At 66.7% G+C, this 23958-nt stretch carries 30 protein-coding genes; 25 read left to right on the top strand and 5 right to left on the bottom strand.

The window, feature by feature from the left end; translation table 11 throughout:
* The first annotated feature begins 5 nt into the window (after nt 1-5).
* From fliL to M2337_RS02140, 12 genes are all read left to right on the top strand, one after another.
* Entirely contained in the window at nt 6-626 is a 621-nt protein-coding gene (gene fliL, locus M2337_RS02195; protein ID WP_264571515.1) for a flagellar basal body-associated protein FliL, read from the top strand.
* Nucleotides 627-664: 38 nt separating this feature from the next.
* A complete protein-coding gene (locus M2337_RS02190; RefSeq protein WP_181560895.1) occupies nt 665-1534 on the top strand; it encodes a flagellar motor switch protein FliM in 870 nt (289 codons plus the stop codon).
* Nucleotides 1535-1545: 11 nt separating this feature from the next.
* On the top strand, nt 1546-1875 hold the full coding sequence (gene fliN, locus M2337_RS02185) for a flagellar motor switch protein FliN (RefSeq protein ID WP_181560894.1): 330 nt from the start codon (nt 1546-1548) through the stop codon (nt 1873-1875).
* Nucleotides 1872-2144 carry a flagellar biosynthetic protein FliO gene (locus M2337_RS02180; protein WP_181560893.1) on the top strand — a complete coding sequence of 91 codons (273 nt, stop codon included), beginning with the start codon at nt 1872-1874 and terminating at the stop codon, nt 2142-2144. The genes fliN and M2337_RS02180 overlap by 4 nt, the downstream gene beginning before the upstream one ends.
* A 103-nt stretch (nt 2145-2247) precedes the next feature.
* On the top strand, nt 2248-3087 hold the full coding sequence (gene fliP / locus M2337_RS02175; RefSeq protein ID WP_413716216.1) for a flagellar type III secretion system pore protein FliP: 840 nt from the start codon (nt 2248-2250) through the stop codon (nt 3085-3087).
* Nucleotides 3088-3112: 25 nt separating this feature from the next.
* Nucleotides 3113-3385 carry a flagellar biosynthesis protein FliQ gene (gene fliQ / locus M2337_RS02170; RefSeq protein WP_181560891.1) on the top strand — a complete coding sequence of 91 codons (273 nt, stop codon included), beginning with the start codon at nt 3113-3115 and terminating at the stop codon, nt 3383-3385.
* Nucleotides 3382-4158, top strand: coding sequence for a flagellar biosynthetic protein FliR (fliR, locus tag M2337_RS02165; protein ID WP_181560890.1), 777 nt, complete (start codon nt 3382-3384; stop codon nt 4156-4158). Before fliQ ends, fliR begins: the two co-directional genes overlap by 4 nt.
* Nucleotides 4159-4161: 3 nt before the next feature.
* Nucleotides 4162-5307 carry a flagellar biosynthesis protein FlhB gene (locus M2337_RS02160; protein WP_264571514.1) on the top strand — a complete coding sequence of 382 codons (1146 nt, stop codon included), beginning with the start codon at nt 4162-4164 and terminating at the stop codon, nt 5305-5307.
* A 58-nt stretch (nt 5308-5365) separates the two neighbouring features.
* Nucleotides 5366-5809, top strand: a complete 444-nt coding sequence (locus M2337_RS02155; protein ID WP_181560888.1) for a hypothetical protein — start codon at nt 5366-5368, stop codon at nt 5807-5809.
* A gap of 120 nt (nt 5810-5929) precedes the next feature.
* Entirely contained in the window at nt 5930-7312 is a 1383-nt protein-coding gene (gene fliD, locus M2337_RS02150) for a flagellar filament capping protein FliD (protein WP_264571513.1), read from the top strand.
* 75 nt (nt 7313-7387) lie between these two features.
* Nucleotides 7388-7756, top strand: coding sequence for a flagellar export chaperone FliS (gene fliS, locus M2337_RS02145; protein WP_264571512.1), 369 nt, complete (start codon nt 7388-7390; stop codon nt 7754-7756).
* Nucleotides 7757-7889: 133 nt separating this feature from the next.
* A complete protein-coding gene (locus M2337_RS02140) occupies nt 7890-8042 on the top strand; it encodes a hypothetical protein (RefSeq protein WP_264571511.1) in 153 nt (50 codons plus the stop codon).
* A gap of 60 nt (nt 8043-8102) precedes the next feature.
* On the opposite strand, the gene gdhA is transcribed toward M2337_RS02140, so the two are convergent.
* Nucleotides 8103-9452: an NADP-specific glutamate dehydrogenase gene (gene gdhA, locus M2337_RS02135; RefSeq protein WP_264571510.1), complete on the bottom strand. Its 1350-nt coding sequence runs from the start codon at nt 9450-9452 to the stop codon at nt 8103-8105.
* A gap of 323 nt (nt 9453-9775) precedes the next feature.
* On the opposite strand from gdhA, the gene M2337_RS02130 reads away from it, so the two are divergent.
* The 3 genes from M2337_RS02130 (at nt 9776) to M2337_RS02120 (ending at nt 11669) form a co-directional block, all read left to right on the top strand.
* A complete protein-coding gene (locus M2337_RS02130) occupies nt 9776-9928 on the top strand; it encodes a hypothetical protein (RefSeq protein WP_264571509.1) in 153 nt (50 codons plus the stop codon).
* Nucleotides 9925-10665 carry a uracil-DNA glycosylase gene (gene ung / locus M2337_RS02125; protein WP_264571508.1) on the top strand — a complete coding sequence of 247 codons (741 nt, stop codon included), beginning with the start codon at nt 9925-9927 and terminating at the stop codon, nt 10663-10665. The genes M2337_RS02130 and ung overlap by 4 nt, the downstream gene beginning before the upstream one ends.
* 74 nt (nt 10666-10739) lie before the next feature.
* On the top strand, nt 10740-11669 hold the full coding sequence (locus tag M2337_RS02120) for a DUF808 domain-containing protein (RefSeq protein WP_264571507.1): 930 nt from the start codon (nt 10740-10742) through the stop codon (nt 11667-11669).
* A gap of 58 nt (nt 11670-11727) precedes the next feature.
* Here M2337_RS02120 and M2337_RS02115 read toward each other — a convergent pair whose 3' ends face one another.
* Nucleotides 11728-12099 carry a hypothetical protein gene (locus M2337_RS02115; protein ID WP_264588582.1) on the bottom strand — a complete coding sequence of 124 codons (372 nt, stop codon included), beginning with the start codon at nt 12097-12099 and terminating at the stop codon, nt 11728-11730.
* Nucleotides 12100-12125: 26 nt separating this feature from the next.
* Here M2337_RS02115 and M2337_RS02110 point away from each other — a divergent pair, with 26 nt between their 5' ends.
* Entirely contained in the window at nt 12126-13238 is a 1113-nt protein-coding gene (locus M2337_RS02110) for a serine hydrolase domain-containing protein (RefSeq protein ID WP_264571505.1), read from the top strand.
* A 12-nt stretch (nt 13239-13250) separates the two neighbouring features.
* Here M2337_RS02110 and M2337_RS02105 read toward each other — a convergent pair whose 3' ends face one another.
* The 3 genes from M2337_RS02105 to pdxH are packed head-to-tail and all read right to left on the bottom strand — an operon-like array spanning nt 13251 to nt 15704.
* The gene (locus M2337_RS02105) at nt 13251-14069 is read right to left on the bottom strand and encodes a PhzF family phenazine biosynthesis protein (protein ID WP_264571504.1); all 819 of its coding nucleotides are present in this window, start codon (nt 14067-14069) and stop codon (nt 13251-13253) included.
* The gene (locus M2337_RS02100) at nt 14066-15073 is read right to left on the bottom strand and encodes a cation diffusion facilitator family transporter (RefSeq protein ID WP_264571503.1); all 1008 of its coding nucleotides are present in this window, start codon (nt 15071-15073) and stop codon (nt 14066-14068) included. The genes M2337_RS02105 and M2337_RS02100 overlap by 4 nt, the downstream gene beginning before the upstream one ends.
* 10 nt (nt 15074-15083) lie before the next feature.
* A complete protein-coding gene (gene pdxH / locus M2337_RS02095; RefSeq protein WP_264571502.1) occupies nt 15084-15704 on the bottom strand; it encodes a pyridoxamine 5'-phosphate oxidase in 621 nt (206 codons plus the stop codon).
* A gap of 173 nt (nt 15705-15877) precedes the next feature.
* On the opposite strand from pdxH, the gene M2337_RS02090 reads away from it, so the two are divergent.
* From M2337_RS02090 to M2337_RS02050, 9 genes are all read left to right on the top strand, one after another.
* Nucleotides 15878-16573, top strand: coding sequence for a DUF4136 domain-containing protein (locus M2337_RS02090; RefSeq protein WP_264571501.1), 696 nt, complete (start codon nt 15878-15880; stop codon nt 16571-16573).
* Between the two features lie 93 nt (nt 16574-16666).
* Complete coding sequence (locus tag M2337_RS02085) at nt 16667-17593, top strand: DnaJ C-terminal domain-containing protein (RefSeq protein WP_264571500.1); 927 nt, start codon at nt 16667-16669, stop codon at nt 17591-17593.
* A 95-nt stretch (nt 17594-17688) separates the two neighbouring features.
* Nucleotides 17689-18645 (top strand): YihY/virulence factor BrkB family protein, encoded by a 957-nt coding sequence (locus tag M2337_RS02080; protein WP_264572320.1) that lies wholly within the window; start codon nt 17689-17691, stop codon nt 18643-18645.
* The gene (fabI, locus tag M2337_RS02075) at nt 18642-19451 is read left to right on the top strand and encodes an enoyl-ACP reductase FabI (RefSeq protein WP_181560875.1); all 810 of its coding nucleotides are present in this window, start codon (nt 18642-18644) and stop codon (nt 19449-19451) included. The genes M2337_RS02080 and fabI overlap by 4 nt, the downstream gene beginning before the upstream one ends.
* Before the next feature lie 53 nt (nt 19452-19504).
* Nucleotides 19505-20575 carry a chorismate synthase gene (gene aroC / locus M2337_RS02070; RefSeq protein ID WP_264571499.1) on the top strand — a complete coding sequence of 357 codons (1071 nt, stop codon included), beginning with the start codon at nt 19505-19507 and terminating at the stop codon, nt 20573-20575.
* Complete coding sequence (locus M2337_RS02065; RefSeq protein ID WP_264571498.1) at nt 20572-21159, top strand: hypothetical protein; 588 nt, start codon at nt 20572-20574, stop codon at nt 21157-21159. The genes aroC and M2337_RS02065 overlap by 4 nt, the downstream gene beginning before the upstream one ends.
* Before the next feature lie 27 nt (nt 21160-21186).
* Nucleotides 21187-21603, top strand: a complete 417-nt coding sequence (locus M2337_RS02060; protein ID WP_264572319.1) for a secondary thiamine-phosphate synthase enzyme YjbQ — start codon at nt 21187-21189, stop codon at nt 21601-21603.
* Nucleotides 21604-21676: 73 nt separating this feature from the next.
* Nucleotides 21677-22999, top strand: a complete 1323-nt coding sequence (locus M2337_RS02055) for a dicarboxylate/amino acid:cation symporter (protein WP_264571497.1) — start codon at nt 21677-21679, stop codon at nt 22997-22999.
* Between the two features lie 8 nt (nt 23000-23007).
* Nucleotides 23008-23943, top strand: coding sequence for a glutaminase (locus M2337_RS02050; protein WP_413716215.1), 936 nt, complete (start codon nt 23008-23010; stop codon nt 23941-23943).
* The last annotated feature ends 15 nt before the right edge of the window (nt 23944-23958 follow it).

The raw sequence follows: 23958 nt of genomic DNA, 5'->3' as shown, positions 1-23958 counted from the left end.
GATTGATGAGTGATGCACCGGACGCCGGCGCCGCCAAGAAGAAGGGCGGCGGCAAGAAGAAGCTGATCATCATCCTTGGCGCCGTGGCGCTGCTGGGTGGCGGTGGCGCGGCCGCGGGGTTCTTCGCCGCTGGCTCCATGCACAAGGAAAGCGGGCCGGCGGAAGACGCCTTTCGCCCGCAGCTGGTGCTGACCGGCGAGAAGCCCGAGGAGGTCGCCAAGACCTGGGCCGCCAAGGCCGCCGAGCAGCACGCGCCGGAGCGCGAGGGCAAGGGCGTGGATCTGCCCCGCCCGGCCAATGCTTCGGCCTATCAGGCGACCTATTTCCAGATCCCGGCGCCGTTCACCTCCAACCTCGCGGACAGTGACTCCTTCGCGCAGGTCTCGATCGCCGTGTCGACCTATTACGACCAGCGCGTGATCGAGGCGGTGCAGGCGCATGAGCTGCCGATCCGCTCGGCCATCCTGATGATGATGGCGCAGGAGCAGGAGCTCGACCTCTCGACCCCGCAGGGCAAGGAGAAGCTCCAGGCGAAACTTCTGACCGTTATTAACGATGTTTTGAAGGAAAAGACGGGCTACGGCGGCATTGATAACGTTTATTTTACCAATTTCGTTATTCAGTAGCGCCGTGTCCGACGGGGGTCGGACGGGGACAATGAACGATGAATGACGTGCAGCCTTTCGCGCTCGGGCGACAGACCAGTGAGCCGGTCGCCGCGATCAGCGGACTGGAAAAACTCGGCGAGCGGGTGAGCCGCCGGTTGCGCGCGATCATCGAGCCCTATGGGGGCGCGCGTCCGCTGGTCACCGCGCTGCCGCTCGAAGAAACCATGTTCATGATGTGGGATGCGAGCGCTCCGGAGTTCGCCAGCCTCTCGCTCTATCGCCTGCACCCAATCAAGGGGCCAGTGGTGCTGCGCATCGACGCGCCGCTGGTCTCGCTGCTGGTCGACCGCTTCTATGGCGGCAAGGGCGACCGCGCGAGCAGCGACAAGCGCGAGTTCACGCCCACGGAAACGCGGCTCGGCGCCCGGCTTGCCGATGGCATCATCGCGGCGCTGGTCGAATGCTGGGCCGAGATCGCCCCGCTGGAGCCGGTGCTCATCAACCGTGAGACCAATCCGGCCCATGCCCAGCTGATGCCCGGTGAGACGGCCATCGTGGTGCAGGGGTTCGAGGTCGACATGGGCGATCATCGCCCGCGCATCATCGAGTTCATTTATCCCAAGGCCGGCTTTGGCGGGCTGGAGATCGTCGGATCGCCCAAGGCGGGGGACGAGGCCCGGCCGGCCGATCCGGTCTGGCGGACCCGTCTGGCCACCCGGCTGGATGATGTGCGCTTCCCCGTCCGCACGGTGCTGGCGCGGCCCAATCTCAAAATGGCGGAGCTGATGTCGCTGAAGCCCGGCGACGTCATCCCCATCCACATCGCGCGGCAATTGCCGCTGCTCGTCGGTGACCGCGTGTTCGCGCAGGGCACCGTGGGCGAACAGGACGGCAGCGCCGCCTTCATGATCGAAAAACTGGCCTGAGGACCAACATAATGAGCGAGATGAGCGAAACACTCCGGGCTGAGGCCGCCGCACCGGTGGACATGGGCCTGGGCCGCAACATGGCCCTGCTGGCCGATATTCCGGTGCGCATGTCCGTCGAGGTCGGCGCCACCCAGCTGCGTCTGGCCGAGATCATGAATCTGGGCGAGGGCAGCGTCGTGCAGCTCGATCGTCAGGCCGACGATCTGCTGGACATCATGGTCAACGGCACGCTGGTCGCCCGGGGCGAGGTGGTGACGGTGAACGGCCGCTATGGCGTGCGCATCGTCGAGATCGCCTCCACCGAGGCGCGCCTCGCCGGGCTCGAGCGCCGCGCATGAGCGCGCTCGCCTGGTATTTCCTCAAGCTGCTCATCATGCTGCCGCTGGTCGGCGGCATGGCCTATGGCGCGCTGTGGCTGTGGCGCAAATATCAGCCCGGCATGCTGGGCGCCGGCCAGCGCGACCGGATGGTCAAGCTGGTCGATGTGCTGCCCATGGGCACGCTCGGCAAGCTCGCGGTCGTGGAGTTCGAAGGCAAGCGCCTGCTGCTCTCGGTCTCGCGCGGCAAGGTCGAGAAGATCGCGGAGAGCGAAACCCGCCATGGTTGACCCCATTCTGGCGACCACCCAAGTGCTCCTGCGGAAGCAGGAGCCCAGGGCGCAGTCGTTGTCCCTTGCTGCCCTGGGCTCCTGCCTTCGCAGGAGCACGGGTTTGCTGATCGGCGCTGCGCTGTTCTGCGCGCTGCTTGTAGCGACGCTGAGCCTCACGCAGCCCGCCTTCGCCCAAGCCGCACCCGCTGCACCCGCCGCCGCGCCCGCGCCGCAAGTGCAGGCGCCGGCAACCGGTGCCCTGCCGCAAGGTGCCGCCGCTGCCTCGGGCGGGCTGACCCGCGCGCTCGACGATGTTTCGGGCGATGGCCGCCCGCTCTCCATCTCGCTGCAGATCCTTGTCCTGATGAGCCTGCTGACGGTGCTGCCGTCGCTGGTGCTGATGATGACCAGCTTCACGCGCATCATCATCGTGCTCTCGCTGCTCCGTCAGGCGCTCGGCCTCGCGCAGACGCCGCCGAACCAGGTGCTTGTCGGCCTCGCGCTGTTCCTCTCGCTGTTCGTGATGCGCCCGGCGATCGACCAGATTACCGCCAGCGCCTACACGCCTTATGGCGAGGGTCAGATCAGCATCGAGGAAGCGGTGAGCCGCTCGGGCAAGGTGCTGCATGGCTTCATGGCCAAGCAGACGCGCCAGAACGACCTCGCTCTGTTCCAGAACCTCGCCAACGTGCCGGCCTTCCGCTCGCCCGAGGAGATTCCCTTCTCGATCATGCTGCCGGCCTTCATCACCAGCGAGTTGAAGACCGCCTTCCAGATCGGCTTCATGATCTTCCTGCCCTTCCTCATCATCGATCTCGTTGTCGCCTCCACGCTGATGGCGCTCGGTATGATGATGCTCTCGCCGACCATCATCTCCATGCCGTTCAAGCTGCTGCTGTTCGTGCTGGTGGATGGCTGGGCGCTGACGATGGGCTCCCTCGCCGGCTCGTTCGCGACCTGAGCGGGCAGGGAAGGGAGCACATCGCATGGAAAATGGCGATTTCTTCGTCGGCCTCGCCCAGCAGGCGCTGTGGGTTGCCGCGCTCGCGACCGGGCCGATCCTGATCCCGGCCCTGCTGGCGGGCGTCATCATCGGCATGATCCAGGCCGCGACCTCGATCAACGAGGCGACGCTCTCCTTCGTGCCCAAGCTCATCATCGTCGCGGTGACGCTGGCGCTGTTCGGCGGGGCGATCCTGATGCTCATCGCCGATTTCACGCGCGAGATCTTCGAGCGGATTCCGGACCTGCTCAGATGATCGCACCGGCATTTGCGGGCCTCGAGGCGCAGCTGTGGCTCTGGATGCTGGCGATGATCCGGCCCGGCGCCGCATTGCTCGCCGCGCCGATCTTCGGTGCTGCTGCCGTCCCGGTGCAGCTGCGCATCATCCTCAGCCTCGCGATCGGCATTGCCGCGCTCAACAGCGCCCCCTTTGCGCTGCCCGAGCAAGGGCTGGCGAGCATCGCCGGCATCGCCCTCGTCGCGGCGGAAGTGATCGCCGGTCTCAGCCTCGGCTTCGCCTTGCAGATCGGCTATTCGGCGGCGTTCATCGCCGGCGAGACGATCGCCAACGCCATGGGCCTCGGCTTTGCCTCCATGGTCGATCCGCTCTCGGGCCAGCCGACGCCGGTCGTCGGCCGCTTCCTCTCGATCATCGCCACCTTCCTGCTGCTCGCCATGGATGGGCATCTGCTGCTGATCCAATATGTCGTAATGAGCTACAAGGCGCTGCCGCCGGGCAATCTCATGCCGGCGAGCGCGTTCGAAAGCATCGCGCAGTTCGGCGGCACCATGTTTGCCTCGGGCGTCATCATCGCCCTGCCGGTCACCTTCACGCTCATTCTTGTCCAGCTTGTCATGGGAATGCTCGCGCGCACCGCGCCGTCGCTCAATCTCTTCGCGGTCGGCTTGCCGGCGACGCTGCTGGCTGGCCTCGTACTGCTCGCCATCGCCGCGCCGGTTATGGGGGAAGCGATCAGCGACGCCTTGCGCCAAGGGCTCGACATGAGCCGCTTGCTGGCGGGCGGCTGAGCCATGGCGCAGGAGGCCTCCGGCGGCGGCGAAAAGACCGAGAAGCCAACAGCCAAGCGTCTGACGGACGCGGCCAGCAAGGGCGACATTCTCCAGTCCCGCGAACTCTCCACCGCCATGGTGGTGATGGCCGGCGTCGGCTGGCTCGCGATTGCCGGGCCGGCATTGATCGACGCCATCCGCCTGATGCTCGCCGAAGCCCTGCGGTTCGATCAGGGGGATATTGCGGGCTTCGCGCCGGAGCAGCGCGCCTATCATCTGCTTGCCATCATCGCGCTGCCGCTCGCGGGCGTGCTGCTGGCGACGGTCGTCGCGGCGATTGCCGCGCCTGCCGTGCTGGGCTCGCTCGGCTTCCGCACCGGCGCGCTCGTGCCCAAGCCGGAGCGGATGAACCCGATCAACGGGCTCAAGCGCATCTTCGGCATGCAGGGCATCATCGAGCTGATCAAATCGCTCGCCAAGGTGGTGCTGCTCGGTAGCATCGGCGGCGTGCTGCTGTGGCAGCAGTTCGATGCCATTCACGGCATGGCCAAGACCGGGGTGATGCCGGCGATGAGCGAGATGGGCCACATCTTCGTGGTCGTCACGCTCGCGCTCGCGGCCGCCCTGTTCCTCATCGCGGGCATCGACGTGCCGGCGCAGATCTTCCAGCGCATGAAGCGGCTCAACATGAGCAAGCAGGAAGTGAAGCAGGAGCATAAGGAGACGGAAGGCTCGCCCGAGCTCAAGGGCGCGATCCGCCGGCGGCAATATGAGACGCTCAACGGCTCGGTGCGCAAGGCGGTGGAAGAGGCCACGGTGGTGCTCACCAACCCGACGCACTTCGCCGTCGCGCTGCGCTATCATCCGGGGCGCGACGCGGCGCCTGTCGTTGTGGCGCGCGGTTCCGACGAAATTGCCGCGGCGATCCGCACGCTCGCGGCCGATCAGGGCCGGCCGGTGCTGCAATATCCCGAGCTCACCCGCGCCATCTACTTCACCTCGCGCGCCGGGCAGGAAGTGGACGAGCGGCTGTTCATGGCCGTCGCTGCCATCCTCGCCTTCGTCTACCGGATCGAGCACGCCATGGCGACCGAGATGGACCGTCCGCACATCGATCTGCCCGAGGCGATGCGATTCGATGCGGATGGGCGCAATATCGTGAATTAAAGCTTAGCCGAACTCGTCCGTCTTTTGTTGATGGGGACACATTAGAAGGCAATGTGTCATGAACGAGTTCTTGCCCCGCGCCGGGGCTGTCACCCCGGTGACCAGCGCAACGGAGCGCAGCCCCTTGGCCGTGCCTGCCGTTTCCCAATCTCGTGCCATGCATGGCGGGGCGGAGGGCGAGACCTCCCGCGCCGCCTTGCTGCGGGATCGCGAACGCTCCGCCGCCGCTGCCGATTATGCCCGCATCCATGCCGAGATTGCCGATGTGCTGGCGCATATCCAGCCCTCGGCCCGCAATGCTGAATCGAGCGTCGAACTGGCCGACCGGGCCATCGTCGCATTGATGCCGAGCCCCGTCGTCATGCTCCCCATGCCGCCGACCGACGAGCAGATGGTCACCTTCGTCGCCAACGTGGCGCAGGCGGTGGCGCGACAGGCCGGGCTGGCCCAGGCGGCGCAGGCATCGGTCACCTCGCTCATGGTGGAAGCCGCCTCGCACTGAGGGTTCCGGCGCCAAGCGCGCCGCTGTTCGACGACTGAATGCGCCTGCCCTGATTCTTTGCCCATGGCACTAAAGCCGCGCTCGCCGCTGCCGTTCTGAAGCCTTGAAAGGACGACGGATATGGCGACGGATATTGCGAGCGCACTGGGCATCGGCTCCGGGATCAACATCACCCAGATGGTGTCCGATCTCACCAATGCCTCGTTCCAGCCGCGCCAGAGTGCCGTCCAGTCCCGGCTGGATACCGCCAGTGCCCGCGTGTCGGCGCTGGCCTCCGCCAAAAGCTCGCTCGAGACCTTCTCCAAGGCCCTGACCGACCTGCTGCAGGGCACCGGCTATCGTGGCAATCCGGTCTCCAACGATCCGACCATCGCGGCGGTCTCGCTCATTCCGGGCGGCGTGCCCAAGGGCCTGCCGGCGCAGCTTGAGGTGCGCCAGCTTGCCGCCGGACAGGTGCTGCAGTCCGCCGCGCTGGCCGATAGCGCCGCCGTCGCTGGCACCGGCACGCTCAAGCTCACCGTAGGCAGCACCGAGACGATGATCACCGTCGGCGGCACCGGCACGCTGGCTGACCTTGCCTCGGCCATCAATGCCGCGAATGCGGGCGTGACGGCTTCAATCGTCACCGATCAGTCCGGCGCGCGCCTCGTTCTCAAGGGCGAGACCGGCACCGCCAAGGCCTTCACGCTCACCGCCGAGGCCGATGCGGATGCCAATCTCCAGCGCTTCGTCTGGGATGGCGCCGCCGGGACGCTGACGCAGAGCCAGGTCGCCGCGAATGCGCTGATCCGCATCGACAATGTCGATATGGAGTTCGGCTCGAACAAGATCACCACCGCCATCCCCAACATCCAGATCGACCTCAACAAGGCGGAGCCGGGCAAGACGATCACCCTCGCGACAGACCAGCCGACCAGCACTATGAGCGATCTCGTTCGCGAGTTCGTCACCGCCTATAATCAGCTCAAGGGCGCCCTCAACGACGCGACGGTCGCGCAGGGCGATACGGCTGGCCTGCTCTCGGGCGACTTTGGCGTGCGGGATCTGTCGCGTCGTCTCGCCGGCCTGGTCTCCCAGCCCCTGACCGATAGCGGCACCTATCGCACGCTGAGCGATCTGGGCGTGCGCACCGAGCGCAACGGCACGCTCACGCTGGATACCAAGCGGCTCGAAGCAGCGCTGGCGGCGGATCCGGAAGGCGTCACCCAGATGCTCAATCCCGCCGTGCCCAGCGCGACGCAGCCTGGCATTGCCGGCGCGCTCAAGGACATCACCGATTATGTGAACGGCAGCGAAGGTCCGCTCGCCAGTTCCGCAGCCATTTACGGGAAGCAGAAGGCCGCGCTGGAGAAGGAGCTGGAGAAGCTGGGCGATCAGCGCAGCACCTACAGCACCCAGCTCACCGCGACCTACGCGAAGATGCAAACGCGCCTGCTGCAGTTCCAGGCCACGCAATCCTATCTTGAGCAGCAGGTCAAGATCTGGAGCCAGAACAACGACTAACGGTCCGGACGCAGACGCTGGACACACCAATAAGGGATACGCTGTATGTACATGGGTTCGCATCCGATGAGGCCGATGGCCGCGCTTCGCCATTATGCGGCGGTGGATAGCGGCAGCCGCGTCGAGGGCGCCACGCCGCACCAGCTCGTGCGCATCCTGTTCGATGAGCTGCTGCTCGCGCTGGATACCGCCGCACTGGCGCTCAAGGCTGGCGACCGCCACAAATGCCTGGACCGGCAGACGCGCGCGCTCGCCGTTCTCCACGCGCTGGAGACGAGCCTGGATTTCGATCAAGGCGGCGAGATCGCCATCAGCCTTGCGACCATCTACCGCGAGACGCGCCGCCGGACGCTGGAGGCGACCGTCGCCAATGATCCCAGCCTGATGGAAAGTGCCCACGGCTTCATCGCGGAAATCGCGTCGGCCTGGAAGCAGATCGGCTGACGGCCTAGCCGCCCCGTCCGACGCTCCTTTCAATTCGTCCGCTTTTCCGGCATTCGTCGCAAAGCCGGGCACCGGCCGCTCTTCCATCCGTTTCTCTCCCATGCCCATCAAGGGCGACAAGAGAGGATGGACCATGGCAAACCAGAACCAGCAGAACGATCAACAGCGCCAGCCCGGCCAAGGCGGCCAGCAGGACCAGTCCAACACGGACAAGTCCGGTCGCCAGCAGGGCGGACAGGACGATCAGAACCAGCAGGGCGGCGGTCAACGCCAGAACCAGCGCTGATCGGATCAGACATGCGAAGGCCGCCGGTGTTCCGGCGGCCTTTGTTGTGTCCGCCGCGCGTCAGATTACCCCAAGCGCGTCCATCGCCTCGGCCACGCGGACGAAGCCGGCGATGTTGGCGCCCAGCACATAGTCGGCGGGGGCGCCATATTCCTCGGCGGTTTCCGCACAGCGATCGTGAATGTCGTGCATGATCGAGGCGAGGCGGCTTTCCGTCTTCTCGAAAGACCAGCTATCGCGCGAGGCGTTTTGCTGCATTTCCAGCGCGGAGGTGGCGACGCCGCCAGCGTTCGCGGCCTTGCCGGGCGCAAAGAGGATGCCGGCTTCCTGGAACAGCCGCACCGCATCCGGGGTGGAGGGCATGTTGGCGCCTTCGCCCACCGCGATGACGCCATTTTTGAGCAGCGTCTTGGCGTCATTGCCGGTCAGCTCGTTCTGGGTGGCGGATGGCATGGCGATGTCGCAGGGCACGTCCCAGACCGAGCCGCCCTCGACATAGTGGCTCTTGCCGCCCTTGAGGCGCACATAGTCGCTGATCCGGTCGCGGCGGACGAGCTTCACTTCCTTGACCAGTTCGAGGTCGATGCCGTCCTCGTCCATCACATAGCCGTTCGAGTCCGAGCAGGCCGCGATGATGCCGCCGAACTCGATGACCTTTTCCATGGTGTAGATGGCGACATTGCCCGAGCCGGACACGGTCACGCGCTTGCCATCGAAGCTCTGCTTGCGGGTCGCCAGCATCCGCTGGACGAAATAGGTCGCGCCATAGCCGGTGGCCTCCGTGCGGGCGCGCGAGCCGCCGTGGAACAGCGCCTTGCCGGTCAGCACACCGGCCTCATAGCGGTTGGTGAGCCGCTTATACTGGCCGAACATATAGCCGACCTCGCGGCCGCCCACGCCGATATCCCCGGCCGGCACATCGGTATATTCGCCCAGATGCCGGAACAACTCAGTCATGAACGACTGGCAGAAGCGCATGATCTCGCCCTGCGAGCGCCCGCGGGGGTTGAAGTCCGATCCGCCCTTGCCGCCGCCGATCGGCATGCCGGTGAGGGCGTTCTTGAAGGTCTGCTCGAAGCCGAGAAACTTGATGATGCCGATATTGACCGAGGGATGGAAGCGGATGCCGCCCTTGTAGGGCCCGAGTGCCGAATTGAACTGGACACGGAAGCCGCGGTTGATCTGCACCTGGCCATTATCGTCCACCCACGGCACGCGGAAGATGATCTGCCGCTCGGGCTCGCACAGCCGCTCGATCAGGGCATTGTCCAAATAATGGGGCCGCTTTGCGACGACGCGGCCGAGACTTTCCAGCACCTCGGTCACCGCCTGATGAAATTCCGGCTCGCCGCCGTTGCGGCGGATGACGTCATGCAGGACCGGGCGAAGCTTATCGTCAATTCTCAGCAATGTTTGGTCTTTCTTCTCTGGACTTAAATTTGATGGCTGGGGCGGGACGGCGCCGACAGGGCGCGCGTGGGGCAGACAGAGAGGAAGCGACCGAGCATTGCCGGGCCGAGCAGGACTCGGCGCGCGGCGAAGGCCGGCGGTCGTGCTCTGCTCAGGCCCGGGATGGGTGGCGGAACGGGATGAAGTGGCGTGGCATCATGCGGACTTTCGGGCGTTGGGCGTGCGCGTCTGGAACGTCGCACAGCGGTTCGGCGAAAGGGCCCCGAGCCCGGCGCGCACGGCACCGGGTCCCGGGGCTAGATGCCCGCGAGAAGCTGCCCCGCATGATGGCGGATGGAAAAATGCCTGATGCATATCCGCATGAAAATTCCATGCGTTTCATCGCCTTGCGTGTCAACCGGCAGCGGCTGTCTGCCGTTCGCGCCTATGCGGACCGATTTGCCCGGCGCCGCAAATGCTCTAAGCCGGGCGAATGACTGCCGATGCCGACACCGCCATAACCCCGCCCTCCATCCCTGCCTCGCTCGATGAAAGCTGGCGGGTGGCGCTGGCCGATGCGTTCGCCGCGCCCTCCATGGCGCAGCTCAAGGCCTTTCTTCAGGCCCGCAAGGCGGCCGGGGCGCACATCTTCCCGCGCGGCAGCGACTGGTTCAACGCACTCGCCCTCACGCCCCTGCCGGATGTGCGCGTGGTGATCCTCGGGCAGGATCCCTATCATGGGCCGGGGCAGGCGCATGGCCTGTGCTTCTCGGTGAAGCCGGGCGTGCGACCGCCGCCGAGCCTCGTCAACATCTTTAAGGAACTGCGGACCGATGTGGACTTTACCCCGCCCGGCCATGGTCACCTCGTCCATTGGGCGGAGCAGGGCGTGCTGCTGCTCAACAGCGTGCTCACCGTCGAGATGGGGAAGGCCGGCGCCCACGCCAATCAGGGCTGGGAGCGGTTCACGGACGCGGTGATCGCGGCCGTCGCCGCGCAGGACAAGCCCGTCGCCTTCCTGCTCTGGGGGGCCTACGCTCAGAAGAAAGCGGCGTTCGTGCAGGATGTGAGCGCAGGGGGGCGGCATCTGGTGCTGAAGGCGCCGCATCCCTCGCCGCTCTCCGCCCATAATGGATTTTTCGGCTGCCGGCACTTCTCGCGGGCCAATGCGTTTCTCACCGCGCAGGGGCGGGGGGCGATCGACTGGTCGTTGCCGCCCGAGCCTGCCGCCTGACCCGCTGCCCGATCTTTCCGCCCTCCGGGAAATCAGGCAGGGTGGCTGCACTATCCTGACGAGGAGCATCCCTTATGGCCTCCGGCCTCGCCGCCCTGCTTGACGACGTCGCCGCCATCGCCCGCCTTGCCGCGGCATCCGTCGACGATGTGACGGCCGCTGCCGGCCGGGCCAGCGTGAAGACAGCCGGCGTGGTGGTGGACGATGCCGCCGTGACGCCGACCTACGTCACCGGCTTTTCGCCGCAGCGCGAGCTGCCGATGATCTGGCGCATCGCGCTCGGGTCCATTCGCAACAAGCTGATCATCCTTCTGCCGCTCGCGCTCCTGCTCAGTGCGTTTCTGCCGCAAGCGATCACGCCGCTGCTGATGGTCGGCGGCACCTTCCTCGCCTTCGAGGGGGCCGAGAAGATCATCGAGATGCTGCGGGGCGGCCATGCGCAGGAGGAGGACATGCTCCCCGCCGATGGCGACGCCGTGGCGCTGGAAAAGGCGAAGGTCTCCGGCGCGATCCGCACCGACCTCATTCTCTCGGCCGAGATCATGGCGATTGCCCTGGCGGACGTGGCGAGTCGGCCGCTGCTCACGCAGGCGCTGGTCCTCGCCGTCGTCGGCCTCCTGGTCACCGTCGCGGTCTATGGTGTGGTCGGGTTGATCGTGAAGCTGGACGATATCGGCCTGCACTTCGCCAAGACCGGTGGCCCCTTGGTCCAGCGGGTGGGTCGCGGGTTGGTGCGGATGATGCCGGGCGTGCTGAGCCTGCTCGAATCGATCGGCATGGTGGCGATGCTGTGGGTCGGCGGCGGGATCATTCTGCACGGGCTGGAAGGCACGCCGCTGGCTGTGCTGCCTCATGGCCAACATGCGATTGCCGAAGCGGTGAGCCACGCGCCGGTGATTGTCTGGACGATCAGCGCGATGCTGGCGGCGCTGTTCGGCTTCCTCGTCGGCTTGGTGGTGGCGGCGGTGGTGCATCTCATCCAGCGGCTGCGCGGCAGGCACTGATCTATCTTAGTCCCTCCTCTGAAGAGGAGGGGAGATATGACGGGCCACCCTACGCCCCTCAGCGCTCGGGCATGCAGCCGAAGCCGGGCTTGAGTCGCGCGGATCGCGTGGCCAGCATGGGTATTTTGGCGGTCAGGCGCCGGGCCTCGGGCGCATCCTCATAGCGCACCAGCGCCATCCACGGCACGCCGGCGAGATCGCTCTGGCAGCTTTCGAGCGGGCGATTCTCGACATAGCGGCACGAGCAGCCCAGGCGCGCGGCGAGGCTGGCGGCCTGGTCGGCCTCCCGCTGCCAGCCGGGCCAGCTCACCGCGACCCAGAAGGCGACCAGAACCACCGGTAGCAGGGCGAGCCAGCCGCTCGCGCGCTTCATCATGGCCTTGCGCTTGAGAGGATCGCGCTGCCCCCACATCTGATTATCCCCTTTCATCGCGCTGCGTGATAAGGCCGCGCGCCATGAAGATCAAAAGCCTTTCCCGCTGGCTGTGCGTCACCGCCGCCAGCCTGATGCTCGCCGGGGCGGGGGCGTCGCAGGACGTGCCGGCCAGCCGCTATGCCGTGCTGAAGGACAGCCCCGGCCTTTCCGCCATGGCGCTGCGCGAGGCGGTGGACCCGCTGTTCGATCCCGGCGATGGCGCGGACGTGGGCGAGACGCGCGCGCTCATCGTGATGCGCGGGGGCGAGATTGTCGCCGAGCGCTATGCCGATGGGTTCACGCCGCAGAGCCGCTTTTTGAGCTGGTCAGTTGCCCGCACGGTCACCGGCCTCATCGCCGGCATGATGGTCTCCGACGGTCTGCTGGCGCTGGACGATCCGGCGCCCGTCGCCGCCTGGCGACAAACCGGCGATCCGCGCGCCGCGATCAGCTTGCGGCACCTGCTGCAGATGAGCAGTGGCCTGCAATATCGCGAAGATTGGCAACCGGGCGAGCCGAGCGACACGCTCGCCATGCTCGCCGGCGAGGGGAGCACGGATCAGGCGGCGTTCGCGGCGGCCAAGCCGCTGGTGCAGGCCCCGGGCGCGACCTTCGCCCCGAGCGCGGGCAGCACCATGATCCTCACCGGCATCATGACCGACAGGCTGACCGCGAATCAGGACCCGCTCGCCCGCCGCGCCGCCATGGCCCGGTTTCTCGATGCCCGCTTCGCGCGACCGCTCGGGCTCAAGGACTTCGTGCCGGAATTCGATGCGCGCGGGACGCTCGAGGGCGCGCTGATGATGCATATGACGGCGCGCGATTATGCGACGATCGGCGAACTCATCCGCCAGCGCGGCCATGTCGCGGGGCGCCAGCTCATCGCCGACCCCTGGTTCGATTTCATGACCGCGCCGTCGCCAGCTCATGCCGCATTTGGTGGACATCTCTGGCTCAACCGGGGCGGCGACCCCTCGCCGCTCTTTCCGGGCCAGGCCAGCGCCGGCGTGATGGCGGCGGTGGGCGAGCGCGGCCAGTTCGTCCTCGTTTCGCCCGAGCAGCGACTGGTCATCGTCCGCCTCGGCATCACCCGCGAGGAAGACATGGACGCCCTGCGCGAAGCCATGGCGCGGCTGGTCCGGCGGTTTTCGTGACGCGGATTGCGCTCAGAGCAAAAACTGCCCCTCGATCACCGTGCGGCAGCGACCGGTGAGGATGACGCGGTCGCCGGCGCGTTCGCAGTCGACATAGCCGCCGCGCGCGCTGGCCTGATAGGCGGTGAAGCGGTCGCGGCCGAGCCGGTCGCTCCAATAAGGCGTGAGCAGGCAATGAGCCGAGCCGGTCACCGGGTCTTCGTCGATCCCTGCGCCCGGCACGAAAGCGCGGCTGACGACATCGGTCTCGATGCCCGGCGCAGTGGCGATGATGAGCAGATTGCCGAGCTTGCCGAGCGCCGCGAAGTCGGGGCGCAGCGTGCGCACTTGCGCTTCGTCCGCATAGACGAGCAGGCGATAGCCGCCGTCGCGGGCGTGCATCTCCTGCGGCGCGGGGCCACCGAGCAGGGCGGCGATCTCTGACAGATCGGCCCGCGCGGTGGTCATGCCCGGCAGTTCGAGCCGGTAGGCGTCGCTCTCATCGCTTGTCGCGCGTTCGACCACCAGATCCCCGGCCTGCTGTGTGCGGAAGCGCAGGCTCTGTCGCGCAGCGCCCATCAGGGCATGGCCGCTCGCCAGCGTGGCGTGGCCGCACAGCGCCACTTCGACGGTCGGCGTGAACCAGCGCAAGTCATAGTCCGCGCCGGCGCCGGCCGGCAGCGGCACGGTGAAGGCCGTCTCCGCAAGATTATTCTCCTGCGCGATGGCCTGCAGCACAGCGTCATCCAGCCAGTCATCGAGCGGCATGACGGCAGCGGGGTTGCCGGTGAACGGCGCATGCGCAAAGGCATCGATCTGGACGAAAGGGAGGATCATCGGCGCTGCCGTCATGGGACGGGCGTCTCCGGCCCGGGCGCCTTGCCGCTCGCGGCGGCCTCGTTGACGAGCACCGTGCGGGCATCCTGCTGGGTGAGCAGGTCGCCGCCTTCCGGCTGGTCGGCGGGGTCAGGGTGGATGATCAGCTCCAGGCCGGGGAAGTCGGCGGTCAGGTCGCGGGTGATGTCCTCCATCACGTCATGCGCCTGTTTCAGCGACATATGCGGATCGAGCCAGATGTGGAACTGGGCAATGTCATGCGATCCGCTGCTGCGGGTCCGCAGATCGTGGATGCCGTGCAGGGCGGGGTGCCGTTCGGCAATGTCGAGGAAGCGCTGGCGCTTTTCCAGCGGCCATTCCTTGTCCATCAGCTCGCCAATGGCGTGCATCGCCGTCCGTCCCGCACTGAGGGCGAGCCACAGGCCGATGCCGAGGCCGAAGAGCGCATCGGCGCCGCGCAGGTGCATCGCCGTTTCCAGAACCAGCGCGAGGATGACCGAGCCATTGAGCAGCAGGTCACTGCGATAATGCAGGCTGTCCGCGCTGATCGCGACCGATCCCGTCGCCCGGATCGCGCGTGCCTGATAGCTGACGAGCAGGATGGTCAGCGCGATGGCGAGGACGGAGACGCCGATGCCATATTCGATCGCCGTGGGCGTGCCGGCACTGCCGAACCGCTCGACCGAGCGCAGGATGATGAGGACAGCGGCAACGCTGATCAGCGAGACCTGAAACAATGCGGCCAGAGCCTCCGCCTTGCCATGGCCGAACCGGTGGTCGTAATCCGCCGGCCGCGCGGCGAGGCGGACGGCGAAGAGCGTGACGAGGCTGGCGACCAGGTCTAGTCCGGTGTCGGCCAGCGAGCCCAGCATGGCGATGGACTCGGTGCGCAGCACGGCCCAGCTCTTGGCCGTCGCGAGAATGAGCGCCACGGCGACGCTGGCGAGCGCGGCCTTGCGATTGATCGCGCCAGTCGTGGCGAGATGATCCTCGCGCGCCGCAGGCGTCGCCGCACTCACCGCCCATGTCTCATGGATAGAGCATCTGCGCGGCCCAGCGACCCGCGCCGTCCGCCTCGTAGCGGCGACGCTCGTGAAGGCGGAAAGCCCGGTCCAGCCAGAACTCGATTGCGCGGGGGGCAAGGCGGAAGCCCGACCAGTGCGGCGGGCGGGGCACGTCGACGCCGGCGAAGCGCGCCTCGACCTCCCTGATGCGATCCTCGAAGGTCTCGCGCGCATCCAGCGGCCGGGACTGGTCGGATGCCCAGGCGCCGATCTGCGACACGCGCGGACGCGAGGCGAAATAGGCGTCCGCCGTTGCGGCATCCACCGGACCAACCGGTCCCTCGATCCGGATCTGGCGCCGCAGCGACTTCCAGTGGAACAGCAAGGCCGCCTCCGGATGGGCGAGCAGTTCCCCGGCCTTGCGGCTCTCGAAATTGGTGTAGAAGGTGAAGCCTTCCGGTCCATAGCCCTTGAGCAAGACCATGCGGGTGGAGGGTCGGCCCTGCGCATCGACGGTCGAGAGCGCCATGGCCTCGGGATCATTGGGCTCACTGGCGCGGGCGTCGGCCATCCATTGGGCGAAGAGGGCGAAGGGGTCGTCCGTCAGCGTGGTTGGCTCGGATGAGGTCGCGGTTTGTGTCGTCATGCGCTTCACCTAGCCTGTGCGGCCGCGCGTGGAAACTCTCCTGTCGCTTCCTGCCCCGAAGGCGCGATGCCCATTCATATGGGGGCAAGGCGTGGGTCGATAGACTATGCGCGCCGATGCTGGACCAGTTGGGTGGGCTGGCGCGGAAACAAGCTCTGCGCAAGAGGACCACCATGAACGCCTCCGTCCCTGTCCGCTTCATCGCTGCCATCTCCCTCCTCGCGGTCGCGTCGCCGGGCGTCGCCCAATGGGGTCGCGGCCCGGATCGCTGGGGCGGCTCGCGCATCGATTCGCCGCGCGCGCCTCTGGTGAGCAGCGGTCGAGACTCGCGCGAAGGGCAGGTCGATGCCGCACAGTTCACCGCCGAGGGCGGGGCTGCGCGGCTCGGCAGCGGGCCGGTCCAGGTTTCGACGCTGACCGGCGCGGTGGATGACGTCGCGGGCACCGCGCCCTTTGAAGCGGCGGTGATCGATCAGTTGGTGAAGGCCGGCTATGATACGCTGGCGCATTCGCAGGGCGACAGCGGGCAGGTGACCGAACTGCGCATCCGCCGCGAGGTGCTGGTGCCCGAGGAGACCAAGCGCAAGCCGGTGAGCGGCGAAATGATGGTCGGAACCGGCACCTATGGATCGACGATGGGCATGGCGCTCGCGATCGATCTCTCCAAACCGCGCAAGGCGCTGGTGTCGACCCGCATGGAAGCGCGCATCCTCGATAAGGCCACCGGCGCGCCCCTGTGGGAAGGCCGGGCCGAGATTGCGACGCGCGAGGGCGATTCGCGCTGGAGCGACCAGGCAATCGCCACGCGCCTCGCCGAGGCGATGTTCGAGCGCTTTCCGAACGGGCCGGCACGCGTCGCCGCGCGCTAGCCGCACGCGCATCCCCACTTGCGGCGCCGCGCCGCAATCGCCAGATGAATGCCATGAGGCATGATATCTTCGTGAACGGGTGGGTAGAACGACATGGCTGATCCCTATTCGCTGCTGGGCGTCCCCCGCAGTGCGGACGAGGCGGCGATCAAGTCCGCCTATCGCAAGCTCGCCAAGGAGCTGCATCCGGACCGGAACAAGGACAATCCCAAGGCCGCGGAGAAATTCTCCGAGGTGACGCGCGCCTATGATCTGCTGTCCGACAAGGACAAGCGTGCCCGGTTCGACCGGGGCGAGATCGATGCCGACGGCAACCCCACGCATCCCTTCGGCTTTGGCGGACAGGGCGGGGGCCGCTCGCAGGGCGGCGGGCCGGAAGGCTTTGAGTTCGGGGCCGGCGGCGCGGACTTCTCGGATATTTTCGAGGGGCTGTTCAGCGGTGGACGCGGGCGACCGGGCGGGGGCTTCGGCTTTGGCGGGCGCGGTGCGCCGCCACCGCAGCGGGGCGCCAACATGACCTATCGCCTGTCCGTGCCGTTCGTCGATGCCGCGACGCTGGCGCCGCAACGCATCACGCTCGCCGATGGCAAGACCATCGATCTCAAGCTCCCTGCCGGTGTCGAGAACGGCACCCAGATGAAGCTGGGCGGCAAGGGCCAGCCGGGACCGGCGGGCGCGGGCGATGCCATCGTCACCATCGAGATCGGCGATCACGCTTTCTACAAGCGCGATGGCGACAATGTGCGGCTGGACCTGCCGATCAGCCTTAACGAGGCCGTTGCCGGCGCGCGTGTCAAGGTGCCCACGGTCGATGGGCCGGTGATGCTCGCTGTTCCGGCGGGCGCGCATTCCGGGCAGACGCTGCGGCTCAAGGGCAAGGGTTTCCATCGCAAAAGCGGTGGTCGCGGTGACCAGCTCGTCACGCTGATGATCGACGTGCCGGGCCATGATGCCGCGCTGAAGTCTTTCGTGGAGAGCTGGAGCGACACGCGGCCGTTGCGGACGCATCTGGGCGTGTGATCCCGGCGCGGGCAAGCCGTGCGCTACGGCCCGGGGGCGAGGGGTGCATGTGCGCGATTCCCTCGCCTGCCGCTTTGTTCTAGAGATCGGGCGTGCTGACCAATCCCTCTCCGCAATCGCCTGAAGCGCGTCGCCGCCGGTTGCGCGATCGGGGCGAGCGCCTGCGCGCGGAAATCGAGCGGAGTCGCTGGGCGAGCCGCGCCCTGGCCGTGGTCAAGCGCGTCGCGGTCGGCGTTTATAATGACGGCTTCATCCATGCCGGCAATCTCGCTTATCTGACGCTGGTCGCGGTTTTCCCCTTCTTCATCCTTGCCGCGGCGATCGCGCAGATCCTCGGGCGCACCCGCGCCGGTCTCGAAACGGTGAACGGCTTTCTGCTCACGGTGCCGCCGAGCGTTGCGCAGGTGCTGCGGCCGGCCATCGTGGATGTGCTGGAGGCGCGCACCGGACCCTTGCTCTGGCTGGGCGCGATCATCGGCCTGTGGACGGTCGGCAGTCTGATCGAGACGATCCGCGACATTCTCCGCAGGGCCTATGGCACGCGCTCGACATCGCCCTTCTGGCATTATCGGCTGCGCGCGATGGGGATCATCGTGCTCAGCGTGTTCGGGGCGCTGCTGGCGCTTTCCCTGCAGGTTCTGCTGGTGGCGGCGGAGACGATCGTCGAGCAATTGCTGCCCGGCAGCGACCAGGCTTTTGCCATTCTCACGGCCACCCGCTTCGTGCCGGCGATCATCCTTTATCTTGCCCTTTACTTCATCTTCGCGGCGCTGACCCCGAGCCGTTATCGCGCCAAGCGCTTCCCGAAATGGCCCGGCGCGGCGTTCACGGCGGGCTGGTGGTACGTCACCTCGTTGCTGCTGCCGCTCTTCTTCTCGAACATCACCAGCTACAGCCTGACCTATGGCGGTCTGGCGGGCGCGATGATCACGCTCATTTTTTTCTTCATCATTGGGCTTGGCGTGGTAATTGGCGCCGAACTCAACGCCGCGCTGGCTGATTTCCCGGACGGGGAAGAACCGGCGGAAGAGACGGAGGATCCAACATCATGACAGGCCTTATGGCCGGCAAACGCGGCCTCATCATGGGGTTGGCCAACGACAAGTCGCTGGCCTGGGGTATTGCCAAGGCACTTCACGCGCAGGGCGCACAAATGGCCTTCTCCTATCTGGGCGAGGCGCTGGAGCGGCGCGTGCGCCCGCTGGCGGCGGAAGTCGGCTCTGATTTTCTGTTGCCCTGCGACGTGTCGGACATGGCGTCTGTCGATGCCTGCTTCGAGGGGCTGGCCGCGCGCTGGCCGACCATCGACTTCGTGGTCCACGCCATCGGCTTCTCGGACAAGAACGAGTTGCGCGGCGGCTATGTCGACACCAGCCTGGAAAACTTCCTGCTGACGATGAACGTCTCGGCCTACAGCCTCGTCGCCGTGACGAAGCGCGCGGTGCCGATGATGAGCGAAGGCGGGTCGATCGTCACGCTGACCTATTATGGCGCCGAGAAGGTGATCCCGCATTACAATGTGATGGGCGTCGCCAAGGCCGCGCTGGAAACCAGCGTCAAATATCTCGCCATGGACCTGGGGCCGCAGAACATCCGCGTGAACGCGATTTCGGCCGGGCCGATCAAGACGCTCGCGGCATCGGGCATCGGCGACTTCCGCTATATCCTCAAGTGGAACGAGCTGAACTCGCCGCTGCGCCGCAACGTCACCATCGAGGATGTCGGCGGGGCCGGGCTGTATCTGCTGTCTGATCTTGCCTCCGGCGTGACCGGCGAGATCCATCATGTCGATGCAGGCTATAACGTCATTGGCATGAAGGCCGAGGACGCGCCGGATATCGCGCTCGACAAGGGATGAGCGGCAGCGCAGCCGTCTGCGCTGCCCTGGCGGCTGAGCTGGAAAGAAATGGCATGAGCTTCAATAGTTTCGGGCGGGTCTTCCGCTTCACCACCTGGGGCGAGAGCCATGGCCCGGCGATCGGCGCCGTGGTGGATGGCTGCCCCCCGGGACTGACGCTGAGCGAGGCCGATGTGCAGCCCTGGCTGGACAAGCGCCGCCCGGGCACATCGCGCTTCACCACCCAGCGGCGGGAGCCGGATCAGGTGCGCATCCTCTCCGGCGTGTTCGAGGGGAAGACGACCGGCACCCCGATCAGCCTGATGATCGAGAATGTTGACCAGCGCTCCAAGGACTATTCCGAGGTCGCGCAGGCCTATCGGCCCGGCCATGCCGATTATGCCTATGATGCCAAATATGGTCTGCGCGATTATCGCGGCGGCGGGCGCTCCTCGGCACGCGAGACGGCGAGCCGGGTCGCGGCGGGCGCCGTGGCACGGCTGGTCGTGCCGCAAGTCCAGATCCTTGGCTATGTCAGCGAGATCGGCGGGGACGCCATCGATCCTGCGGCATTCGATGCCAATGAGATCGGCAACAATCCCTTCTTCTGCCCGGACCCGGCTGCGGCCGCGCGGTGGGAAGCGCTTGTCGATGCGGCGCGTAAGGATGGCTCCTCGCTCGGCGCCGTGGTCGAATGCGTCGCCATGGGCGTGCCCGCGGGCTGGGGCGCGCCGCTCTATGCCAAGCTGGACAGCGAACTGGCGGCGGCGATGATGAGCATCAACGCGGTCAAGGGCGTGGAGATTGGCGACGGCTTTGCGGCTGCGCGGCTGCGCGGCGAGGAGAATGCCGACCCGATGCGCCCGGGCAATGACGGGCGCCCCGTGTTCCTCGCCAATCATGCCGGTGGCATCGCCGGTGGCATCGCCACCGGTCAGCCGATCCGGGTGCGGGTGGCCTTCAAGCCGACCAGCTCGATCCTCATTCCGCAGGAAACCGTGACGCGCGAGGGGACGGCAGCGGACATCCGCACCAAGGGTCGCCATGATCCCTGCGTCGGCATTCGCGGCGTCCCTGTGGTCGAGGCGATGATGGCGCTGGTGCTGGCCGATCAGGCGCTGCTCCACCGGGCGCAGTGCGGATGAGGGCGGCGTTCGCAATCCTCGCTCTGGCAAGCCTTGCCGCCTGTCAGTCCCAGCCTGCCGATCCGGACAATGGCGCGCAGGCGGGTCGCAACATCGCTGTGCCGGCCAATGACAGCGCCGCCGCGGCGAATGCGGCTGCGGAGCCGGCGCAGGCAGAGACGCTCGACCAGGTCGGGCCGATCCGCATCGGCGCGAACCTCGCCGATCTGGCCGCGCAAGGGCTTGCGGTCGCTGGGCGGGATGATCCCATGCCGGGCTCGACCTGCACCTATGCGCATTTCAAGGGCTGGCCGGACGCGGCGGTGATGCTGGATGGCGACCATGTCGTGCGGGTCGATGTCTCCGATGCGCAGCATGAGGGCCCCTTTGGCCTGCGCGTGGGCCAGAGCGAAGCCGAGGCGATCAAGCGGCTCGGTTCGGCCGAGGTGCAGCCGCATCCCTATACCGGCCCGACCGGCCATTATCTGGTGTTCCATCGGGCCAATGCGCCGACGGGGCTGATCGCGGAAACGGACGGCAAGACCGTGCAGAGCTGGCGCATCGGCCAGTGGGAGCAGGTCCAGTGGGTCGAAGGCTGCTCGTGATCTTAGCGCCCGCCGGTCATGGCTGATCTGCGGCAGGCCAGCACGGTCCTGCGCATCGCGACGCCGGGGCAGGCCATGGTGGAGATCAGCCGCGAGGTTTCGCATTGGGCTTTGGCGCAGGGCATGGACGAAGGCCTGCTTACGGTCTTCTGCCGCCACACCTCCGCCTCGCTCACCATTCAGGAAAATGCCGCGCCGGCGGTGCAGAAAGATCTGCTCGCCTGGCTGGCGCGGATGGCGCCCGAGGACCAGCGCTACCTGCATGACGATGAAGGGCCGGACGATATGCCGGCGCATGTCAAGGCGGTCCTGACCGGTGTTTCGCTCAGCGTGCCGCTGATCGGCGGGCGGCTCGCGCTCGGCACCTGGCAGGGCATCTATCTGGTCGAGCATCGCCGTGCCCCGCATCAGCGCGAGGTGGCGTTGCATCTTCTGGGATGCTGAGTGGCTTTTTGCGTATTTGCGATGCGCTCCCCGCACTGTTAGCCTGCTTCGCAACACCAAAAGGGGATCGAGCATGACCGAAGCCAGCGCGGGCGAAGACCGCAAGGAAACGCGCCTGCAATACTGGATGCTCGGCGGGTTCCTGGCGGGGCTGGCGCTGGGGCTGATCGTCCACAGCGTCGCGGCGGACGCGGCCTGGGTGGCCATCGTCACCACCTATGTCACGCAGCCCATCGGCCAGATCTTCCTGCGCCTGCTGTTCATGCTCATCATTCCGCTGCTGGTATCGGCCCTGATCGTGGGTGTGGCGGATATGGGTGAGGCGCGGCATCTCAAGACCGTGGGCCTGCGCACCTTGCTCTACACGGTCGTCGTTTCCAGCATTTCGGTCGCCATCTCTCTGGCACTCGTCAATCTGCTCCAGCCGGGCGGCGGCATCGATCCGGCGCTGGCCCGGAGCATGATCGCGCAATCCTCGGAAGGGGCGGCCTCCATCGTGGCGCAGGCCGGCGAGTCCAAAACCGGCGTCGAGGCGGTGCTGGCGATCGTGCCGACCAATTTCGTCGCGGCGATGAGCGCGAACGACATTCTGGCGGTGATGTTCTTCGCGCTCTTCTTCGGCGTCGGCTTCCTGCTGGTCGATCCAGCGAAGACCGCGACGATCAAGGCCGGGTTCGAAGGCATTTTCGAGGTCTCGATGCGGCTCATCGGCCTTGTCATCAAGCTCGCGCCCATCGCCATCTTCTGCTTCATGTTCAATCTGGCCGCGCTGTTCGGCTGGGAACTGATCGGGCGTCTCTCTGCCTTCGTCTTTGTCGTGCTGCTGGCGCTCGGCCTGCAGATGTTCGGCGTGTTTCCGCTCATCCTCAAGTTCATCGCGGGCAAAAGCCCCATCGCCTTCTTCCGCGAGACCCAGGAAGCCAGCGTGATGGCTTTCGCCACGGCCTCGTCCAACGCGACCCTGCCCACGTCACTGCGCGTCGCCGAGGAGGGACTGAAGCTCCCGCGCCCCATCGCCCGCTTCGTGCTCACCATCGGCGCCACTGCCAACCAGAATGGCTCAGCCATGTTCGAGGGCGTGACGGTGCTGTTCCTCGCGCAGTTTTTCGGCGTCGATCTGACGCTGGGCCAGCAGCTCGTCGTGATGCTCATCTGCATCATGGGCGGGATCGGCACGGCGGGCGTTCCGGCCGGTACGCTGCCGGTAATCGCGCTCATCCTCGCCAGCGTGGGCGTGCCCCCGGCGGGCATCGGGCTCGTGCTGGGTGTGGACCGCTTCCTCGATATGTGTCGCACCACGGTGAATGTGGTGGGCGATCTTGTCGCGGCGCAGGTGATCGCCAGCACCTCAGGCGATGAGCTGCCGCCGGAGCCTGCCGATATCGTCATCCATTGATCGCTCCGATGGCTGGCGACCTGCAGACAATCGTCGACGAGATCGTCGCGGCCATGGCGGCCGAACGGGATCGCGGCGCCGTCGCGACCTATATCCCCGGCCTTGCCAACGTGTCCCCGGACCAGTTCGGCATGGCCATTGTCGGCGCGGACGGGACCATCGCCATCGGCGGGGATGCGCGGACCAGCTTTTCGATCCAGTCCATCTCCAAGGTGTTCGCGCTCACCATGGCGCTCGGCAAGGTGGGGGACCAGCTCTGGAAGCGCGTCGGCCGCGAGCCTTCCGGCAATGCCTTCAACTCCATCGTCCAGCTTGAGGCCGAACAGGGCATTCCGCGCAATCCGTTCATCAACGCCGGCGCGCTGGTGGTGGCGGACGTCAATCTCTCCGGCCATCAACCGCGCGAATCCATCGGCGCGCTGCTGCGCTTCGTGCGCTATCTGGCCGATGACGAGAGCATCGCCATCGATGAAAGCGTGGCGCGGGGCGAGGCGGAGACCGGCTATCGGAACATCGCGCTGGCCAATTACATGCGGGCCTTCGGTAACATCCACAATCCCGTCGATCTGGTGACGGGCTGCTATTTCCACCAATGCGCCATCGCCATGGATTGCGTGCAACTGGCGCAGGCCGGCCGCTTCCTCATGCTGGATGGACGCCAGCCGGCGGGTGGGCGCGTGGTCTCGCCCCGCCGCGCGCGCCGTATCAACGCGCTGATGCTGACCTGCGGCCATTATGACGCCAGCGGCGACTTCGCCTTTCGGGTCGGGATGCCGGGCAAATCCGGCGTCGGCGGCGGCATTCTCGCGGTCGTGCCCGGCAAGGCGAGCATCGCCGTCTGGTCGCCCGGCCTCAACGAAAGCGGCAACTCCCACCTCGGCACACGTGCCCTCGAACGGCTGGCCGAAGCGACCGGCTGGAGCGTCTTCAGCGCGCGGGCGTGAGTTGGTGAATCTTTG

The sequence above is a fragment of the Sphingobium sp. B2D3A genome, from assembly GCF_025961795.1.
Classification (GTDB): Bacteria; Pseudomonadota; Alphaproteobacteria; order Sphingomonadales; family Sphingomonadaceae; genus Sphingobium.
The sequence above is the reverse complement of the archived record's forward strand: the minus strand, read 5'-3'. Positions and strand labels throughout refer to the sequence as shown.

Excerpts from the sequence above, each read along its gene's own strand:
- M2337_RS02050 (WP_413716215.1), top strand. The coding sequence starts at position 23,008 with ATGGCTGGCGACCTGCAGACAATCGTCGACGAGATCGTCGCGGCCATG.
- fliR (WP_181560890.1), top strand. The coding sequence starts at position 3,382 with ATGATCGCACCGGCATTTGCGGGCCTCGAGGCGCAGCTGTGGCTCTGG.
- M2337_RS02155 (WP_181560888.1), top strand. The coding sequence starts at position 5,366 with ATGAACGAGTTCTTGCCCCGCGCCGGGGCTGTCACCCCGGTGACCAGC.
- M2337_RS02140 (WP_264571511.1), top strand. The coding sequence starts at position 7,890 with ATGGCAAACCAGAACCAGCAGAACGATCAACAGCGCCAGCCCGGCCAA.
- M2337_RS02085 (WP_264571500.1), top strand. The coding sequence starts at position 16,667 with ATGGCTGATCCCTATTCGCTGCTGGGCGTCCCCCGCAGTGCGGACGAG.
- fliN (WP_181560894.1), top strand. The coding sequence starts at position 1,546 with ATGAGCGAGATGAGCGAAACACTCCGGGCTGAGGCCGCCGCACCGGTG.
- fliS (WP_264571512.1), top strand. The coding sequence starts at position 7,388 with ATGGCCGCGCTTCGCCATTATGCGGCGGTGGATAGCGGCAGCCGCGTC.
- M2337_RS02110 (WP_264571505.1), top strand. The coding sequence starts at position 12,126 with ATGAAGATCAAAAGCCTTTCCCGCTGGCTGTGCGTCACCGCCGCCAGC.
- M2337_RS02180 (WP_181560893.1), top strand. The coding sequence starts at position 1,872 with ATGAGCGCGCTCGCCTGGTATTTCCTCAAGCTGCTCATCATGCTGCCG.
- fliL (WP_264571515.1), top strand. The coding sequence starts at position 6 with ATGAGTGATGCACCGGACGCCGGCGCCGCCAAGAAGAAGGGCGGCGGC.
- M2337_RS02090 (WP_264571501.1), top strand. The coding sequence starts at position 15,878 with ATGAACGCCTCCGTCCCTGTCCGCTTCATCGCTGCCATCTCCCTCCTC.
- M2337_RS02160 (WP_264571514.1), top strand. The coding sequence starts at position 4,162 with ATGGCGCAGGAGGCCTCCGGCGGCGGCGAAAAGACCGAGAAGCCAACA.
- pdxH (WP_264571502.1), bottom strand. The coding sequence starts at position 15,704 with ATGACGACACAAACCGCGACCTCATCCGAGCCAACCACGCTGACGGAC.
- M2337_RS02130 (WP_264571509.1), top strand. The coding sequence starts at position 9,776 with ATGATGGCGGATGGAAAAATGCCTGATGCATATCCGCATGAAAATTCC.
- M2337_RS02115 (WP_264588582.1), bottom strand. The coding sequence starts at position 12,099 with ATGAAAGGGGATAATCAGATGTGGGGGCAGCGCGATCCTCTCAAGCGC.
- M2337_RS02105 (WP_264571504.1), bottom strand. The coding sequence starts at position 14,069 with ATGACGGCAGCGCCGATGATCCTCCCTTTCGTCCAGATCGATGCCTTT.
- fliQ (WP_181560891.1), top strand. The coding sequence starts at position 3,113 with ATGGAAAATGGCGATTTCTTCGTCGGCCTCGCCCAGCAGGCGCTGTGG.
- M2337_RS02065 (WP_264571498.1), top strand. The coding sequence starts at position 20,572 with ATGAGGGCGGCGTTCGCAATCCTCGCTCTGGCAAGCCTTGCCGCCTGT.
- fabI (WP_181560875.1), top strand. The coding sequence starts at position 18,642 with ATGACAGGCCTTATGGCCGGCAAACGCGGCCTCATCATGGGGTTGGCC.
- fliD (WP_264571513.1), top strand. The coding sequence starts at position 5,930 with ATGGCGACGGATATTGCGAGCGCACTGGGCATCGGCTCCGGGATCAAC.
- M2337_RS02055 (WP_264571497.1), top strand. The coding sequence starts at position 21,677 with ATGACCGAAGCCAGCGCGGGCGAAGACCGCAAGGAAACGCGCCTGCAA.
- aroC (WP_264571499.1), top strand. The coding sequence starts at position 19,505 with ATGAGCTTCAATAGTTTCGGGCGGGTCTTCCGCTTCACCACCTGGGGC.
- M2337_RS02190 (WP_181560895.1), top strand. The coding sequence starts at position 665 with ATGAATGACGTGCAGCCTTTCGCGCTCGGGCGACAGACCAGTGAGCCG.
- M2337_RS02120 (WP_264571507.1), top strand. The coding sequence starts at position 10,740 with ATGGCCTCCGGCCTCGCCGCCCTGCTTGACGACGTCGCCGCCATCGCC.
- ung (WP_264571508.1), top strand. The coding sequence starts at position 9,925 with ATGACTGCCGATGCCGACACCGCCATAACCCCGCCCTCCATCCCTGCC.